The organism is Streptomyces sp. NPDC086023 (assembly GCF_044540325.1).
GTDB lineage: Bacteria > Actinomycetota > Actinomycetes > Streptomycetales > Streptomycetaceae > Streptomyces.
The window spans coordinates 45810-61307 of record NZ_JBITRX010000010.1 but is presented as its reverse complement, the minus strand read 5'-3'; the positions used below and the strand labels follow the sequence as shown (position 1 = coordinate 61307).

Here is a 15498-nt window from a genome sequence, read left to right as displayed (position 1 = left end):
GGCTATCACCTCAGGAAAGGAGCACCGTCATGACCCGACCGTCGCGCCCTTCGCTTCTCGCTGTCTTCGGTCACCCCGACGACGAAGCGCTGCTGGCAGGAGGCGTCCTGGCGCAGCACGCCGCCGCAGGAGCGGACACGGCCGTTGTCACTGCGACGTGGGCCACTGGCACCCATCGGGCCACGGAGCTGGCCGATGCGTTGACCGTTCTGCGCGCCGGGGAACCGCGGATGCTCGGCTACGCCGATGCGCGCGTCCCCGAGTCGTCCCCGGGCCGGTCGCGGCTGTGTGACGCGCCGATCGACGAGCTGGTCGAGGCGATCGTCGCGCACATCAGGGCGGTACGCCCGCAGATCCTGATCACCCACGACGCGTACGGTCAGCTGACGGGTCATCCTGATCACGTCCGCACCCACCAGGCGACCGTCCTCGCTTTTCACGCCGCCGGCCTCGAACACCGCTACCCGGACGCGGGACCGCCCTGGCGCCCCCGGGCCCTCTACGCGGCCACGCACCCGCACTCGCGTGCCGGCACGCTGAGCGCGCTCATGAAGCGGGCCGGCAAGACAACCCTGAGCGTCCCAGACGAGCAGGTCACCACGACGGTCGACGTGGGCAGCCATCTCGACCAGAAGTGGAGAGCCATCCTCGCCCACAGGAGCCAGGTCGCCAGGGAACGCCCCCTGCCCGGCATCCTCTCCCGTCTCGGTCCCGTCGACCGGGAGCCGCTCATCCGGACCGAGTACTTCACTCGGCTCGCCACCGGCCTCGCGCCCGGCATGCTGCCGGAACTGACCAGCTGAAGAGCGCGATAACCACAAATCGAATCACCGTCGCGCTACGCGTGCCGGACCCAAGACCATGGAGCCCGTTTTGAGCCCCTCCCCGTGGGAGACCATCGGCCGACTCGCCGATCTCTTCACCCGTCTCGACACCGCGCGCGGGATCCCCGCAGAGCAGCAATGGACCTTGCAGGTCCTCAAACTCACCGAGGAGGTCGGCGAGTCGGCCCAGGCCGTGATCGGCGCCTGGGCCACCAACCCCCGGAAGGGGCAGAGCCACACCTGGGGCCATGTCCAGGAAGAGGTCGCTGATGCCGCGATCACCAGCCTGGTCTCCCTGCACCGGATGTTGGGTGACGAGGCGCCTGCCTTCTTCGAAGCCCTGCTCGCCCGGAAGGCCGCGAGGTTCTTCGACCTGGACGATGACACCGGTGCGCCGCCTCGCGAAGGGGCGTGAAAAACGGTGCGGGCGGCCGGGGAGTCACGTGGCAGAGGACCTGCTGGCAGGCGCGCTCTCCAGGTTTCGTCAACCGGCGGCCAGGGCCAGGAACTCCTCGACGCCCTCGGCAGCCGGCACCTGCCTGAAGGCAGGGACGAGGTCCTGGACCAGGGCTTCGCAGCGCGGTGCTCCGATGCGGCGGGCGAGCCGGAGCGCTTCCCCGGCTGTGCGGGCGGCGATCTCCGGCTCCTTGAGTTCGAGGTGGCTCTTGGCCTGGTAGGCGAGGAAGACCCCTTTGGTCTTGTCGCGCTCGGGGGGCAAGAGGGCACGCCCTTCGGTGATCAGCTGGTGGGCGCGGGCGGTGTCGCCGAGGTCGAGGAGGGCCTGGCCGGTGTCGACGGCGAGATCGGCTTCGCCGTACCAGGAGCACCAGGCCGGCAGGGGTTTCGCGGTCGAGGCCGCGAGGAGTCGTTCGGCTGTGGTGAGGGCTCGTCGGGTCTCCCGCTCGTCTCCTTGGGCCGCCAGGGCCCGGGCGAGGCGGAGGTGGAGAAGGCTGCGGGCGGCGGGGTGGTCGGTGCGGGTGATGGCGTGGGTGAGGATGCCGACGGCGGTGGGGTGGTCCTTGCACCAGGCGGCCTGATAGGCGAGGTCTCCGAGCATGGCGGCGCCCATGTCGCGGTCTCCGGTGGCGTGGGCGCTGTGGAGGGCGGCGACCCAGTGCTTCTGGGCGGTCGTGTGCTGTCCGCGGTCGAAGCGGTGCCAGGCGGTTGTCTGGGCGAGGGAGGCCGCGAGGTGGTGGAGGCGCTGGCCTGTCGGTTTGTCGTAGCGGCCGTGCTGGATCATGTCGGTGACGGTGGTGAGGTGTCCGTCGAGGAGCGCGGTGAGGTGCTGGCGCTGCTCGGTGGCGATCGAGCTGAGTCGCCGGGTGCTGTCTTCGAGGAGGGTGACCAGTTCGCCCCCTACGTTCGTGGGGCCCTTCGCGGAGGGGAGGACGACGGCACCCGAGCCTGCCCAGGTGGCGGCGAGGCCCGTGAGGGCTACGCCCGAAGCGGAAAGAAACGCACGTCGGTCCATGGTGCTGGTGAGGGCCTCTCGCAGGGCGGGCACGGTGCTGGACGGGCCGAGCGGGACGACGCCGGTGTCGCCGGCGAGGAGCCAGTTCGGCCAGTTGGTCGGGTCGACGTCGTCGGCCGGCATTCCCAGGGCCTCGGCGATGTCGTACTGGGTGTCGGCCTCGGGGACGGCTCCCCGCTCCCACTTGCGCACGCGTTGCTTGTCCACGCCGGAGCGCAGCCCGCGACGGGCTGCGGCGGTACGGACCCCGGCCGCGAGGTCGGGCCCGGTCAGTCCGCGTTGCCACCGACGGTAGGCGAGCGGGTGGGTGAACTGGTCCACACCGATATACAAGCACCGGGCCGCACCCTCCGTCCCATCTTTCGACCGAAGGGGACTACCGGGGGACTACCGGCAACCCCTTTGCCGGAAGGGACAGTTGTCGCATCCTCGAAGTCCTGCACGAGTGGCGACTACAGCCCGATGCGGCAGGTCTCTTCGGCCTCTGCGGACTCCACCGGGAGCTTCCTCGCGAGACCTAGACTCAGCGCTTCCGTCCCGACCGGTCCTCGTTGCCCGACTTCGGGTTGTGGCCGGCGGGCGCGATCCGACGACTCCTGAGGAGAACCCCGTGCCCGAGAAGACCACCAAGGCCAAAGCGCTGTGCTACATCGTGCGCGACGGCCGACTGCTGGTCCACCGCCACACCGACTTCCCCTGGGAGGAGGTAGGCGTCCAGGTCCCGGCAGGCAGCATCCGCGAGGGCGAGACGCCCGAGGCGGCGGCGCTGCGCGAGGCCCGCGAGGAGACCGGGCTGACGGACTTCAAGGTCGTGCGCAAGCTCGGCGTGACCTCGTACGACATGGGTCCGTACCGCGCCGAGATCCAGGAGCGGCACGTCTTCCTTCTGGAGCTGACCGAGCCGACGCCCGCGCGGTGGCCGAGCCAGGAGGACCACGACGGACACGGTGAACCGACGCGGTTCGAGTGCTTCTGGATCCCGCTGGAGACCGCGCACGTGCTCCAGTCCGGGCAGGGCGCGCTGCTCGGGCTCCTGGACGTCTGACCCCACCCATTCGCCTCGACCCGCATCAGGGAGGCAGCCGATGTACAGCACCCCCGCCCGGCACAGTCCGATCGACGAGCTGTACCGCAGTCTGGAGACCGACGATGGCGAGGCCGCCGTCTCGGTGATCCTGAAGGTGCGCGGGGAGACCTGCGACATCGACTGCATGTACTGCTACGAGAAGCGCAAGGAGGCCCCGGGAGGCGCGCGGATCGACGCCGGGCAGGTGCGCCGGCTCGCCGAGATCTTCCCGGGCCGCCGGCTCGCGGTCGAGCTGCACGGCGGTGAGCCGCTGACCGCGGGCCGCGAGCACATCGCCGATTTGTTGCGCGAGCTCGCCGTGCAGCCGTCCGTGGTTCGTGTCTCGATGCAGACCAACGGTGTCCTGCTGGACGACGTGTGGCTGGACCTCTTCGAGTCCGTGTACCCGGGGCTGCGGATCGGGGTGTCGCTGGACGGGGACGCGAAGGGCAACGCCTGGAGGGTCGGGTACGACGGGGCGCCGGTGTACCCGAAGGTGGCTGCCGCCCTTCGGCTCCTGGCTGCCCGCGGGTGGAAGGCCGGGGTGATCGCGGCGGTCACCCCGGCCGTCGCCGGCCGCGCCGAGGAGGTCGTGGATCACCTGGCTGGGTTCGAGGCGGTCAACGCCGTCAGCTTCGTTCCCTGCTTCGACACCCCCGTGCGGCGGCCCACCGCCGTTTCCGGCCGCCGGGTTCCGGCGAGCCGTCGGCTTCAGCAGGCGGCCGTCGGTGCCGAAGGCGGGCCGGCCTGGGCGATCAGTCCGTCGCAGTACGCCGAGTTCGTCCTCGCCGCCACGGCCCGGTGGATCGCGGGCGGACACTTCACCCGGCTGAAGCTGGAACCGGCGGTGTCGACGATCCGCCGACTGCGGGGGCTGGGGACCGGCTTCTGCCACTTCTCCGACCTGAAGTGCGATCACGTCTTCACCTTCTACCCCGACGGCCGCCTGGGCAGCTGCGACGAACTCCCCTGGCCCCAAGCCCAGCTCACCCGCCTCGACCAGACTGCGGGAGAGCCCCACATCGTCGCCGCCCAGCGCCGGCTCCCGCTGCTGAACCAGGGCAAGGACCTGATGGGACGGTGCACCGGCTGCTCGTACCGCTCGGCGTGCGGCGGAGGGTGCATCGCCACCCGCTGGCGCTACGAGAAGGCCGGCGACCAGGACGCCTACTGTGACTACCGCATGCGGATGATCGACGGGATCGCGGCCCTCCTCGCCCAGCCCGCCCACCCGGACGGCGCCTGGTGCCGCACCACCCGGTGGCGCCCGCAGACCCCGAACAGCATGCGGGACATCGATGTCTTCCTCTCCCGGTGGGACCGCCCCGACGCGGACCGTCCGCCGGTGCGGCTGCACACCAGCGCATACGGCAACATCAACACCGTCGGCGAACCCGGCGTACACGAGGCCGACGACCTCGACCCGGGCCACCCGCAGTGGCACGAGGCGATCGAAGCCGGTGTCCGCCCACTGGTTGACGCCGTCACCGGCCCGTGGGGCTGCGTCACGTACGACAGCTGCGAGGGCCACTCGTACGACGGCCTCGGCATGCTCCCCACCGAGCGCCGGGTCGGGGTCCTGCCCCGCGACCGCGCGGAGTACGCCCGCGTGGCCGCCGCCCTGTGCCGTGCGGCCACCGCCGCGGCCCCCGCCCTGCCCGCTTCCGTCCAGGTGACGGTGGGCCGCGCCGAACTGGATTGCGAGAGCAGTACACGCAGTGTCCCTGTGGTCGACCTGGTTCTGCTGCCCGCGCCCGGACACGGCTGGGCGGCGTACTTCGCGGCCGTGGACGAGGCGACCCGGGCCGTCGCCGCCGCCCTCGGCGGCGAGCGGCCGACCGGCTACCGGTGCGCCTGCCCCGTCCCCACGCCGGATGTGTCCCTTCGTGAGGGAGTGCCAGCGTGAGCGGGGAATGGGTCCTCGACGAACTGACCGTCCACCAGCTGCTCGGGCGCATCGCGTACTTCCACGTCCTGCTCATCGCCCCCGATCTGCCGGCAGCCGATCGGGCGCCGGTATCCGGACCGGCCTGCTGCCGCCACCGGACTCCCGTCTCCCGGTCGCCGGAGACGGTGCTGGCGGGCTCCGCGTGGGGAGCGCTCCTGGAGGTCGCGGCCGAGCTGCCCGGCCACCACCGGCCGTGCCCGCGCACGTCCGGCACGTGCTGTGCGGCCTGTCGTGTCACCTCGGCCGCGGCGGCGGTAGGGAGCGGCTGGGCTGCGGCCGAGTACCGGGCCTACCACCAGCATTCTCCGGCGCCGGGGCTCCTGGATGCCTGCGGACGTGCAGCGGCCAGCCGGGTGGGGCGGGTCTTCGCCGCCCGGCACACCACCGCGTGCGCGGCCCTGGACCGGCTCACCGCCGAACCGCCAGCCCCCGAAGCCCTGCCGGGTGTGGACGAACTGCCGCTGACCGGCGAGCTGCTGGCCCTGTGGGCGGACCCGGCCGCCACCACCCAGGCGCCCGTGGTCAGTTGGCTCAACCACTGCACCGGCGGCCTGGGCGACGTCCGCCGTGTGCTCGAATCAAGGAGGAACCCGTCGTGATCCACATCGCCGAGACCGTCGCCATCGGAAGCGTCGAAGGCTTCCTCACCGCCGACGAGCGGGACCAGCTCGCCGCCCTGATGCGCGCCTTCCTCACCTCCGAGCGCCGAAGCCACTTCGGCGAGCAGCGCAGCAGCTCCATCCACGAGATCCCCGGCCACACCCCGGAGCAGGCGATGGCCGTGTACGAGCCGGCCGGGCGAGTGGAGATCCCGAAGATCCCCGAGCAGGCCGAGCAACTGCTCCAGGACGCCTTCGACCGGGCCCGCCCCGCCTTGTCCCGCGTCATGCCGTCGATCACGACGTGCCGTCCGTGGACGTACGTCGAGTACGGGCCCGGCCAGCACATCACCTCTCACCTCGACGGCATCGCCCCCGACCCGCTCGCCTGGCCCCGGCAGATCGCCGGCATCAGCGTGGTGATCAGCGAGGCGGAGGCCGGCGGCGGGTTCTACGTCGAGACCTCCTCCGACAGCCGCCTGTGGAACACCCGCCTCGACCACTCCCCCGGCAGCGGCTACGCGCCCGGCATGTGGCTGGCGCACGACGGCGCCGACCACTCCGCCGGCTGGTTCACGCAGATGCCCCGTACCCGCTGGACCGTGAGCCCCGCCCAGGGCACCGCCCTGCTCTACGGCTCCCAGCTCGCCCACGGCACGGAGCCGGTGGTCCGTGGGCGGTGCGCGAAGTTCATCAGCTGGCTGACCGCCGAAGCCGGCGAGCGGTGAAGGGGATGCTGCTGGCCATCGAGGGCATCTCCGGGGCGGGCAAGAGCACCCTGCGCGACCGGCTCCTCGCCGCCGCCCGCGCCGAGGGCCTGCCGCTGGGGCACATCGGCCAGTTCTCCTGGCTGTCGCTCCCCGCCACCCGGACGATCGTCCGCCTGCGCTCTGGTCTCCGCGCCGCCGACAGCACGGAAGCGATCTCCGCCGCCCGCCTCGACCTGGACCTGCACGGCCGCCACAATCTGGCCCCTGCCCTTGCCCGCGGGCACGTCGTCGCCGACCGACTCACCCTGTCAACCGCGTGCCAGCTCGCCCTGGTCCACGGTCTGCCCGTGACCGACTGCGTCCGGCAGCTCGCCCACGCGCCCGCCGCACGCGCGAAGCTGACCATCCTGCTGACCACACCGGCCGGCCTGTGCCTTGAGCGGCTCTCGCGCCGGGCCACGCAACGCCGCTTCGGCGAGGACCCCGACACCGCGGCACGCCTTACCGACCTGTACGACCAGGCGACCACGGCCTGGACCGAGGTGACCGGGCTACCCGTCCTGCGCCACCCCTGCAGCACCGGCACCGACCTCGACACCCTGACCGCTATGTGCCTGAGCGCCTTACGTCAAGCCCCCGCGCCCACCGCGCGCGTATAGGAGGAGTGCCCCCGACATGCGTCTGCATCCGATGCACCCGGCCGCCTGGGTCCTCGACCAGCTCGGCACCGACGGATGGCAGGTCCACAACCTGCTCTCCTTCACCCGCGCCAGCACCCTGGCCCTCGTCAGCCAGAACGAGATGGCGCCCGTGGTCCTCAAGGCCGGGTTCGGCAGCAACCACGTCCTCGCCGAACTCGACGAGAAGGACCGCCCGGCCGCGTACGGCTTCTACTGGTACGCCGAGATGACCCCGGCCGAACGTGCCCTCGCCCGCGAGGACTTCCGCCACGAGATCTCCGTCGCCCGCGCCGCCACCGGCGCCGGACACGTCGTCCCGCTCCTGGAGGAAGGCGCCACCGACCGGTTCGACTGGTACACGATGCCCTACTGCCCCGGCGGCTCCTTCCGCTCCTGGCTCACGGCCCCACGCGACGAGAAGACCACGGCCGCCGGGCTGGGCATCCTGGCCGACGTCGCAGCCGGCCTCACCCACCTGCACGAGCGCGGCATCGTGCACCGCGACGTCTACCAGGAGAACGTCCTCGTCCACGACGGCCACGGCCTGATCACCGACCTCGGCGCCGCCCGGCTCACCACCGCCGCCCGAGGCCCTGCCGGGCGCGGCCCGGAAGTCCACTGGCCCCCGGAATACGCCTCCTCGTACAACACCGCCACCCCGGCCGCCGACGTGTTCAGCCTCGCCGTCCTGGTCCACCGCTTCGCATGCGGCGACATCCCCCGCCACGGCACCCACCGCCTGGACTCCGCGCCAGCCCCGCTGCGCCCGCTGCTCACCGGAGCACTCGCACCGGACCCCAGGGACCGCCCCACGATGGCGGACCTGCACGACGGTCTCCGGCAGGCGGCCGACCCGACTTCCGCGCCGCAGCCGCGCCGCGGGCACTAAGCACACCTCCGGAAGGAGGGCCTGCGGTGCGCTCCGCCCGAGCACCCCCGCTCTGCCCGAGCACACGACACCCACATCCCAACCCATGAGAGGGCAAGACCAACCATGACCGAGAACCAGACGACCCCCGAGTCCTTCCTCGCCGCCGTGGACACCCTCCGCGCCGACGAGGGCGCCGTCCGTGCCACCGCCCACACCTCCAGCGTCTCCGCCGACGGATGGACGGCCACTGAGCCGGCCGCCGCCGAGGGTACCGACGCCTGAGACACCCTCTGACGCCGGCGGCGACCCGCCGGTAGTCACCTTGGGGCCGGCCCGACGGGCCGGCCCCAGCCCAGCTCCGGGAAGGAACCCTTATGCCCGCACCTCTCGACTTCGCGTTCTCCCCCATCCAGGGCCTGCGCCGGGACCGCACGCAGCGGATCCACAGCCTCTTCCGGGCCGACGCGGGCCGGACCGAGCGGCCGGCCGACACCTACTGCCTGGCCCATCACGCCCTCGAAGGCGCCGAAGCCTCCGCCCGCACCGGGGACACCACCACCTTCGACTGGTACCAGGACCACCCCGACGCGAACGGGATCGCCCTCGCCACGCCGACGGCCGTCGGCCCCCGTGTCATCGTCTCGCCCGACCCGGACCTCATGCTGCGGTCCTCGATCTCCGACACCGCGTACTACGTCCTCGGCCCCGACACCACAGCCGCCTCGGCGGACGAACTCGCCCTCACCGCATCCGCCTTCGACGCGGCAGCTCGGCACGGGTTCGGCGATCTGCTGGCGGACCACGCAGTCGTCACCTGCCTGCTCCGGCGCAAAGCGCTCGGCGACACCCTCATCAGCTGGGCCATCACCCGGCTTCCGGGAACCGTATACACCGACCACGTCGGCGCCCCGCCCGTACTCGGCCGCGACCTGGTCCACGAAGCCGGCCACAACTGGCTCAACGACGCCCTGGCCTCGATCGGCTGCACGCTCGACGAGGCGGAGACGTTCCACTCCCCCTGGCGAAACTCACCGAGGCCCGCTTTCGGCTTCCTCCACGCCTGCTGGGCATTCCCCCTGACCATGATCTACACCGCCCGCGTGCTCACCGAAACCAGTGGTGGCCTCCACCGCTTCCTGGCCGGCTACCTCGATCAGCAGCGCCGGCTGCTCGCGACCACTACGGCCGATCACACGAAGGCGCTCGCCCTCGTCCCCCACCCCGAGCTTCAGCAGCGTCTGCAGAGCGTCTACGCCGAGGCTCTCTCTCTGTAAACGCTCCAGGTCACCACGTGGGTCTGGCTTTGCTCACGACTCGTGAGCAAAGCCAGACCTGGATCACGGTGGCATCCTGCCGCAGCTTGATCCCCCAAGCCTGGACATAGGCGAACACGTCCGTCAGGGCGCAGGCAGGGGGTCGGGCGTCGCGCCTCCGCGCTCGGCCAGGAGTATCAGCGATGCGCGAGAATGTTCTGGTTGACCATGATCGCAGCGGACTGGATCACCCCACCCTCGCGCGATCGCCGTTCAACCGCGAACACGCACCGACCTTTTAGAAAGATCCGCTCAGATCTCGTCGGTCGGATCCCAGATGTACGGGAGTGTCGGGTCCTGCTCGTACAGGTCCCGCCCAATCTGCTCCAGGAAGTGAATCCTGTGCCGGAGTTGGGGCAGCAGCTCCTGGATCCGTCCCGACGCCTCCTTGGGGTCGGCCGGCAGATTGGCCCTGACCAAGGTCTTCATCTCCGCCCGGGCTTCGGGTTCGGTGGCAGCGTGAGGAAGCTTCACGATCGCGGTGTAGACCGAGACCTCCGAGACGCTCCAGGCTCCGTCCTCCTCCTTCACCGCCCAGATGACCGACTGGGCAGAGGGGGACAGGGTGAGCTGGCACCCGTCTCCCATGAGCCGGCTGAGCACCGGGAGGGGAACGGCGTCAGCCCCGGCCAGCGCGGCTGCTTCTTCTGCCGTGGGAACGGATATCCGTCCAGTAATCGCGTGAGCGATCCGACGTCGAGCCGCGGCAGCCGGCGGAGCCGGCGGCTGAACCTGCGACTCTTCTCCTGCAGCGCCGAGTGCGGTGTCCACGTCGCGCGCCTCCTCCTCGCCGTCCTCGTTTGTCCACCAGGTGATTACGACCATGCGACAGTCGGGAAGTGCTGCCGGATACAAGACGTGCGAGACGACGTCGATCGGCTCCCAATCCATCGCCGGAATCGACATCCGGAAGATGTGCCCGTCCCGATTCTCCGTCAGCTCGTTCGTCGCCTCCCAGATGCCCCGCACATCCGCGTCCTTGCAGACGTCGCCGATCAGTTCGATCAGTTCGGCCGAGTCGGTCCCGCGGGCGAGGGCGAACTTCAGCATGCGGACGTACTCGCGAGCATGACGTTCCCAGTCGTGATACTGGACGCGCGCCTCGCCTGACGTGAGCGCCCACCTCATGAGATTGGCGCCAGGCTCAAGGACCCAGGGCCACCACTGCGCCATCGCCGGGTTGAATCCGATGATGTTCCAGTGGGCGTCGCACAGATAGGTGGGAGCCGGCATCTGCTTGTCGATTAGCAGGCGCAGGCCACTGCGAACTCGCGGATCTGCCGTGGCCCCGCTGTCAGCAGCGGCAATGGTCAGGTTGTTGTAGAGCAGCAGGGCGATGTACTCGTCCCGATCCAGCTGGAGCAGTTCCGCGAGGCTGTCGCACTGGGCGCGGTCGAGGCGATTGCGGCCGTCGCCGCGTTCGAGGGCTCGCCACCACCTCTCCGACCTGCCGACCGCGGTCGCGCACTCTTCTTGGGTCACTCTCCGGCCTCGACGGTGCCCGGCTGCCTTGCGCCAGGTCTTGAGCTGGCCAGCGAAGCCCATGACCTGTCCGGCCCACGGGGTCTCCTGCCCTTCGCGCTCCCTGCCAGCCGTCCGCTCCGCGCCTTCCCCGCCGCTCCCGGGGCCCGGGTGGAGGGGCTCAGTCGCGCCCATCCGCTCTCCTCGATCGTCGTGTGCTTCCCCTCGCATTGAGGGCTACCTTCCCCGAGCGGAGGCAACAAAAAGAGGGGGGACCTTGCGCGATACGCGCCGGCCCTCCCCTGCCTCTACTCCAGAGTACGAGATCATTTTCGGTGGCCAGGATCACCTTCTTCCACAGGGTGACGCGCCCCACACCTACCTACGTTCCCGTAGGTAAGAGGCCGAGGGGCAATAGAGACGCGATCCGCTCGAATCGGACAATAAACCGGCAAGGATTTTCCGGTTCCGAAACCGGCAATTAATTGCCGGTTTTTTCTCTCTGTGCACCCTCTGCGCCTTCACGGCCTCTTCACGACCAACTCTCGACGACTCCCCTCCCGCCATCCCCCCTTACGGAAAAGCCAAGTTGGGGCCCAGGCAGCTCCCCAGGACCTTCCGGCATCACCAGTTTCTACGCGCGTAAACGCGTCTTGAGATGGCGTTGACGATGAATCCAGGGCGGGTTTAAATCCTGGACATCACCAGGTCGGCGGCGTGATCGCCCCGCCGTCGAGGAAAGGAGAAAGAAGATCATTTCCGTTGAGCGGTAGACGGAGGCAGGCACCTACGGCCCCGACCCCTCACCTGGGGGCATCGCGCCCCACACGGACAGTGACGAAAACTAGTGCAAAGTATGGACTTGCGCCGGTGCTCTGCGTATGTTCGTCGTCCCCCGCCGGGCAGCCCGGCGACCGGCGAAAGAGCGATATGAGGATCCGAGTAAGCACCTAGAAACGCCGCGGCGCCCAGGAGAGCCAACTCCCGGGCGCCGGAATGCGAAGAGTCTTACCTTTCCGCCGAGCCAACGGCGGACAGGCGACCCGTCACCACCGCACCGGCCCTTCCTACGGGGCAACACCGGAGCGGCTTGTACTACAAGGAGAGTCTTGCATGAGCACGGCCCTGCGCGGAACCCCGTCTTCTGGGACCGGGCCCGTGGAGCCCACTGCGGCCACGGCTGTCACGGACCGTCCGGCACGCCGGCACGGCGGTGAGGTCTGATGGCCCGCATCCGCACGATCAAGCCGGAGGCTTGGGAGTCGGAGGATCTCGCCTCCGTCCCTGTGACAGCCGTACTGACCTTCATCGGTCTGCTCACTCAGGCCGATGACGCGGGCCGGCACCGCGACCTGCCAGCCGTGATCGCCGGGCGACTGTGGGCCCTGCGTCCCGACCACACCCCGGCACACGTCGCCCAGGACCTGGAGCAGCTGGCCGAGCGTGGCCTGATCTGCCGTTATACCGGCTGTGACGGAAAGACGTGGCTGCACATCGTCACGTGGGACCGTCACCAGAAGATCAACCGCCCTTCGGTGTCCCGTCTGCCGCGCTGTCCGCTCCACGAGGCCAAGAAGCCGTGCGGCGAATGCGGCACCCGCGCGTGCCCGGCGCAGGGCCACCTCGGCCGCCGCGAGGGCGACCTGGCGGCGCCTGTCTTCGTGAGCCCTCACGAAGACCTCATGCCGACTGATCCGCCGCCCCTGGGCATCGAAGAGGTCCCCGTCGCTCCCTCAGCCTCCCGCGTGATGGGGGTCACTTCGCCGGAAGAGCCTGCCATCTGGCGGGGATCTGAAGAAGCCGCAGGTCAGAGCGATATCGCTGGGTCCGAGGACGTGGCGGAGGCCACATTCACTGAGGGTTCCGGTACTGGATCTAGGATCTTGGATCCTGGATCTTCCCGTAGGGGGCGCGAGGCGCCCGCGCCGGTCCCCTCCTCGGAGCAGGTGCTGGAGTCCGCCGAGGCGGGCGAATGGTCGGCGAAGCGGCTGATGGCGGAATACCTCCGCGGATGCAGCCGCCGTCCGCCGAAGACGTTCCTCGGGCACCTGGGCAAGGAGATCCGCCAGATGCTGGACGAGGGCTTCGAGCCCGACGCGCTGCGACCCGCGCTCGACCGCCTGCGGGCCAAGGGCCTGCACCCGAGCGTCCTGGCGAGCCTCGTCAACGAGGTGGTCAACTCGGCGCCGTCCTCCGCCTCCGGCGCGGGCCCTTGGGCAGCCGCCGCCCCCGCCTACACCCCGTACCTCAATCCCACCGCCCCGACCGGGACCTTCGGAGTCGCCCTGTGATCCGCTCTCGCCTCGACGACCCTCAGACGGCCGCCGACAACCCGGCGATGGCCTGGATTCAGCGCAAGCTCGCCGAGCGGGGCATCGACCCGAACGCCACTGCGCCGCTCGCCGACCGCCCGGAGCCGACCCCGGCCCTGGACGCCGCCCAGGAGCGCATCCCGTACGAGTACCGCGCCGCTCAGACCGAGCATCCGGACGTCGCCCGCTGGGTACGCTCCATCGCCGACGCTGCGGTCGGGCACGCCGCCAACGCCCTCGCGCCCCACATCGGCCGGACCGGCCAGCGCGAGATCACCCACGGCCGCAGCCTGCTGCTGTGGGGGCCCACGGGCGCCGGCAAGACCCACGAGGCGTACGGGGCGATCCGCGCGCTGACCGCCGCCGGGTGCGGGGTTCGGTGGGAGGCGACGACCGCGGCGGACCTCTACGGCGCGATGCGAGCCCGGAACGGACTCGATCCCGAGTACCTGCTGCGCCGGATCGTCCGCGTGCCGCTGCTGCTGCTGGACGACCTCGGCGCCGCCAAGAGCACCGAGTGGACCGAGGAGATCACCTTCCGCCTGCTCAACTGGCGCTCGGAGCACCGCCGGCCGACGATCATCACGACCAACCTGCCGCCGGTCCGCACCGAGCACATGGACCCTCGCCAGCCCGTCCTGCGCGACAAGATCGGCGACCGCGTCCTCTCCCGCCTGTCCGGCATGTGCACCCCGGTCCACCTCGGCGGCCCAGACCGCCGCTTCCGCGTCGCCGCCTGACGGCCCCGCGCCCCTCTCACCACCTGCTTTCACCGCCGGCCCCAGCCGCGCCGACCGCCCCCTTCGCGTGCCGCGCCGCTCCTGCCTGCCCGGCGGCATCCCCTGGAGACACCCATGCGCCACATCACCACCAACAGCAGCACCCCGGCCCCGCCCGTGCGAGGCATCGCCGACATTTCCTGGCACGCCCGCGGAGCCTGCCGGGGCCTGGAAGCCCACGAGGCCGACCGGCTGTTCTTCTCGGCGCCGCGTGCCCTAGCCGACATCGCCGAGGCGAAGTCGTTCTGCCACACGTGCCCCGTGCGGCAGGACTGCTTCACCCACGCCCTCGACAACGACATCCGGTGGGGCATGTGGGGCGGACTGACCCGAGAGGAGCGCCGGCCCTGGCACGCCAAGGTCGCCAAGCGTCTCGACTACGCCCGAGTGCGTGCCGCGATCATGGGGCGGGACGTGTTCCTCACCGCCGCCGAGCGAGACGCCGTCGCCCGCCACGCCTACGTCCGCAAGTGGACCCCGGAGCGCCTCTCGTACGTCCTCGCCGTCGATCTCGACCATGCCCGCGACCTTCTGCGAGACGCGGGCCACGCCATCGCGGACCGCGACCGCTACTGGACGCCGGCGGACCCGGACGACGACGAGGCCGACGCCATGGACGAAACGTTTTGCCCTGTCCCCCGGCAGGTCCAGACGGATGACCTGATCGACGCCCTGCGGAAGGCCGCATGAGCCGTCGCAGCCCCACGAACTTCGCCTCCATCCATGCCGACCGGAAGGTACCTGTTGACCGAGGAGACCGCGGACCGATACGCCCTGACCGCAGCCGTGATGGTGATCGCGGTGCTGACAGGGTCCGGCTTCTGGCTCTCCTACGCCCACCTGGCGGAAGTCGCCGCACGACACGGCCTCGACAGCTCGCCCATCCGGCAGTGGGCCTGGCCGGCCACCCTCGACGCCTTCATCGTGGCGGGTGAGCTGCTGATGTTCCGCGCGGGCCTGCGCCGGCGGACGGACTGGTGGGCGATCGGCGTGACCGCCACCGGATCCATCGGATCGATCGCCCTCAACGTCCTCGGCGTCAGCGGCGCGACCCCCGGCCCAGTGCCGCACCTGGACTACGTCGTCGCCGCAGTCCCGCCCACGGCCAGCATGCTCGCCTTCGGGGTGCTGATGCGGCAGATCCACCAGCGCGTCGCCCGCCCCCTGCCGAACGAGGAGCAGGTCCGGGTCCCCGAACCCGGACCGGAAGCCCAACCCGGACCGACCCCGGAACCCGGACCAACCCCGGACCACCACCCGAACCCGGAGACCGAACCCGGACCAGAGACCGAACCCGGACCGACCCCGGAACCCGGACCAGCCCCGGACCACCGCCCGAACCCGGAGACCGAACCCGGACCGGAAGCCGAACCCGGACCGACCCCGGAACCCGGACCAGCCCCGGACCACCGCCCGAACCCGGAGACCGAACCCGGACCGGAGGCCGAACCCGGACCGACCCCG

The 15498-nt window shown here is 70.7% G+C and carries 16 protein-coding genes; 14 read left to right on the top strand and 2 right to left on the bottom strand.

Translation table 11 applies throughout. The features are described from left to right. Nucleotides 1–29: 29 nt before the first annotated feature. On the top strand, nucleotides 30–803 hold the full coding sequence (locus ACIF6F_RS20630) for a PIG-L deacetylase family protein (protein WP_399948510.1): 774 nt from the start codon (nucleotides 30–32) through the stop codon (nucleotides 801–803). 70 nt (nucleotides 804–873) lie between these two features. Then, on the top strand, nucleotides 874–1239 hold the full coding sequence (locus tag ACIF6F_RS20625; protein WP_399948508.1) for a MazG-like family protein: 366 nt from the start codon (nucleotides 874–876) through the stop codon (nucleotides 1237–1239). 69 nt (nucleotides 1240–1308) lie between these two features. Here ACIF6F_RS20625 and ACIF6F_RS20620 read toward each other — a convergent pair whose 3' ends face one another. Continuing rightward, complete coding sequence (locus tag ACIF6F_RS20620; protein WP_399948506.1) at nucleotides 1309–2616, bottom strand: helix-turn-helix domain-containing protein; 1308 nt, start codon at nucleotides 2614–2616, stop codon at nucleotides 1309–1311. 289 nt (nucleotides 2617–2905) lie between these two features. Between ACIF6F_RS20620 and ACIF6F_RS20615 the strand changes: the two genes are divergently transcribed. From ACIF6F_RS20615 to ACIF6F_RS20580, 8 genes are all read left to right on the top strand, one after another. Beyond that, on the top strand, nucleotides 2906–3340 hold the full coding sequence (locus ACIF6F_RS20615) for an NUDIX domain-containing protein (RefSeq protein ID WP_399948504.1): 435 nt from the start codon (nucleotides 2906–2908) through the stop codon (nucleotides 3338–3340). Nucleotides 3341–3380: 40 nt separating this feature from the next. Then, nucleotides 3381–5267, top strand: a complete 1887-nt coding sequence (locus ACIF6F_RS20610) for a radical SAM protein (protein WP_399948502.1) — start codon at nucleotides 3381–3383, stop codon at nucleotides 5265–5267. Beyond that, nucleotides 5264–5908: a hypothetical protein gene (locus ACIF6F_RS20605; protein WP_399948499.1), complete on the top strand. Its 645-nt coding sequence runs from the start codon at nucleotides 5264–5266 to the stop codon at nucleotides 5906–5908. The genes ACIF6F_RS20610 and ACIF6F_RS20605 overlap by 4 nt, the downstream gene beginning before the upstream one ends. Continuing rightward, nucleotides 5905–6636, top strand: coding sequence for a hypothetical protein (locus ACIF6F_RS20600; RefSeq protein ID WP_399948497.1), 732 nt, complete (start codon nucleotides 5905–5907; stop codon nucleotides 6634–6636). The genes ACIF6F_RS20605 and ACIF6F_RS20600 overlap by 4 nt, the downstream gene beginning before the upstream one ends. A 5-nt stretch (nucleotides 6637–6641) precedes the next feature. Further along, nucleotides 6642–7277 carry a dTMP kinase gene (locus tag ACIF6F_RS20595; protein ID WP_399948495.1) on the top strand — a complete coding sequence of 212 codons (636 nt, stop codon included), beginning with the start codon at nucleotides 6642–6644 and terminating at the stop codon, nucleotides 7275–7277. A gap of 16 nt (nucleotides 7278–7293) precedes the next feature. Further along, a complete protein-coding gene (locus tag ACIF6F_RS20590; RefSeq protein ID WP_399948493.1) occupies nucleotides 7294–8187 on the top strand; it encodes a protein kinase in 894 nt (297 codons plus the stop codon). A gap of 105 nt (nucleotides 8188–8292) precedes the next feature. Beyond that, the gene (locus ACIF6F_RS20585; RefSeq protein WP_399948491.1) at nucleotides 8293–8451 is read left to right on the top strand and encodes a hypothetical protein; all 159 of its coding nucleotides are present in this window, start codon (nucleotides 8293–8295) and stop codon (nucleotides 8449–8451) included. Between the two features lie 92 nt (nucleotides 8452–8543). After that, nucleotides 8544–9443, top strand: coding sequence for an aKG-HExxH-type peptide beta-hydroxylase (locus ACIF6F_RS20580; RefSeq protein ID WP_399948489.1), 900 nt, complete (start codon nucleotides 8544–8546; stop codon nucleotides 9441–9443). Nucleotides 9444–9734: 291 nt separating this feature from the next. On the opposite strand, the gene ACIF6F_RS20575 is transcribed toward ACIF6F_RS20580, so the two are convergent. Next, nucleotides 9735–11138 (bottom strand): helix-turn-helix transcriptional regulator, encoded by a 1404-nt coding sequence (locus ACIF6F_RS20575; RefSeq protein WP_399948487.1) that lies wholly within the window; start codon nucleotides 11136–11138, stop codon nucleotides 9735–9737. A gap of 1028 nt (nucleotides 11139–12166) precedes the next feature. Here ACIF6F_RS20575 and ACIF6F_RS20570 point away from each other — a divergent pair. From ACIF6F_RS20570 to ACIF6F_RS20555, 4 genes are all read left to right on the top strand, one after another. Beyond that, nucleotides 12167–13234, top strand: a complete 1068-nt coding sequence (locus ACIF6F_RS20570; protein ID WP_399948485.1) for a hypothetical protein — start codon at nucleotides 12167–12169, stop codon at nucleotides 13232–13234. Next, nucleotides 13234–13995, top strand: coding sequence for an ATP-binding protein (locus ACIF6F_RS20565; RefSeq protein WP_399948970.1), 762 nt, complete (start codon nucleotides 13234–13236; stop codon nucleotides 13993–13995). Before ACIF6F_RS20570 ends, ACIF6F_RS20565 begins: the two co-directional genes overlap by 1 nt. A 114-nt stretch (nucleotides 13996–14109) precedes the next feature. After that, nucleotides 14110–14724 (top strand): WhiB family transcriptional regulator, encoded by a 615-nt coding sequence (locus tag ACIF6F_RS20560; RefSeq protein ID WP_399948483.1) that lies wholly within the window; start codon nucleotides 14110–14112, stop codon nucleotides 14722–14724. Between the two features lie 33 nt (nucleotides 14725–14757). Next, on the top strand, nucleotides 14758–15498 hold a 741-nt coding region (locus ACIF6F_RS20555), incomplete at its 3' end, for a DUF2637 domain-containing protein (protein ID WP_399948481.1).

Excerpts from the sequence above, each read along its gene's own strand:
- ACIF6F_RS20590 (WP_399948493.1), top strand. The coding sequence starts at position 7,294 with ATGCGTCTGCATCCGATGCACCCGGCCGCCTGGGTCCTCGACCAGCTC.
- ACIF6F_RS20580 (WP_399948489.1), top strand. The coding sequence starts at position 8,544 with ATGCCCGCACCTCTCGACTTCGCGTTCTCCCCCATCCAGGGCCTGCGC.
- ACIF6F_RS20630 (WP_399948510.1), top strand. The coding sequence starts at position 30 with ATGACCCGACCGTCGCGCCCTTCGCTTCTCGCTGTCTTCGGTCACCCC.
- ACIF6F_RS20585 (WP_399948491.1), top strand. The coding sequence starts at position 8,293 with ATGACCGAGAACCAGACGACCCCCGAGTCCTTCCTCGCCGCCGTGGAC.
- ACIF6F_RS20570 (WP_399948485.1), top strand. The coding sequence starts at position 12,167 with ATGGCCCGCATCCGCACGATCAAGCCGGAGGCTTGGGAGTCGGAGGAT.
- ACIF6F_RS20575 (WP_399948487.1), bottom strand. The coding sequence starts at position 11,138 with ATGGGCGCGACTGAGCCCCTCCACCCGGGCCCCGGGAGCGGCGGGGAA.
- ACIF6F_RS20560 (WP_399948483.1), top strand. The coding sequence starts at position 14,110 with ATGCGCCACATCACCACCAACAGCAGCACCCCGGCCCCGCCCGTGCGA.
- ACIF6F_RS20595 (WP_399948495.1), top strand. The coding sequence starts at position 6,642 with ATGCTGCTGGCCATCGAGGGCATCTCCGGGGCGGGCAAGAGCACCCTG.
- ACIF6F_RS20610 (WP_399948502.1), top strand. The coding sequence starts at position 3,381 with ATGTACAGCACCCCCGCCCGGCACAGTCCGATCGACGAGCTGTACCGC.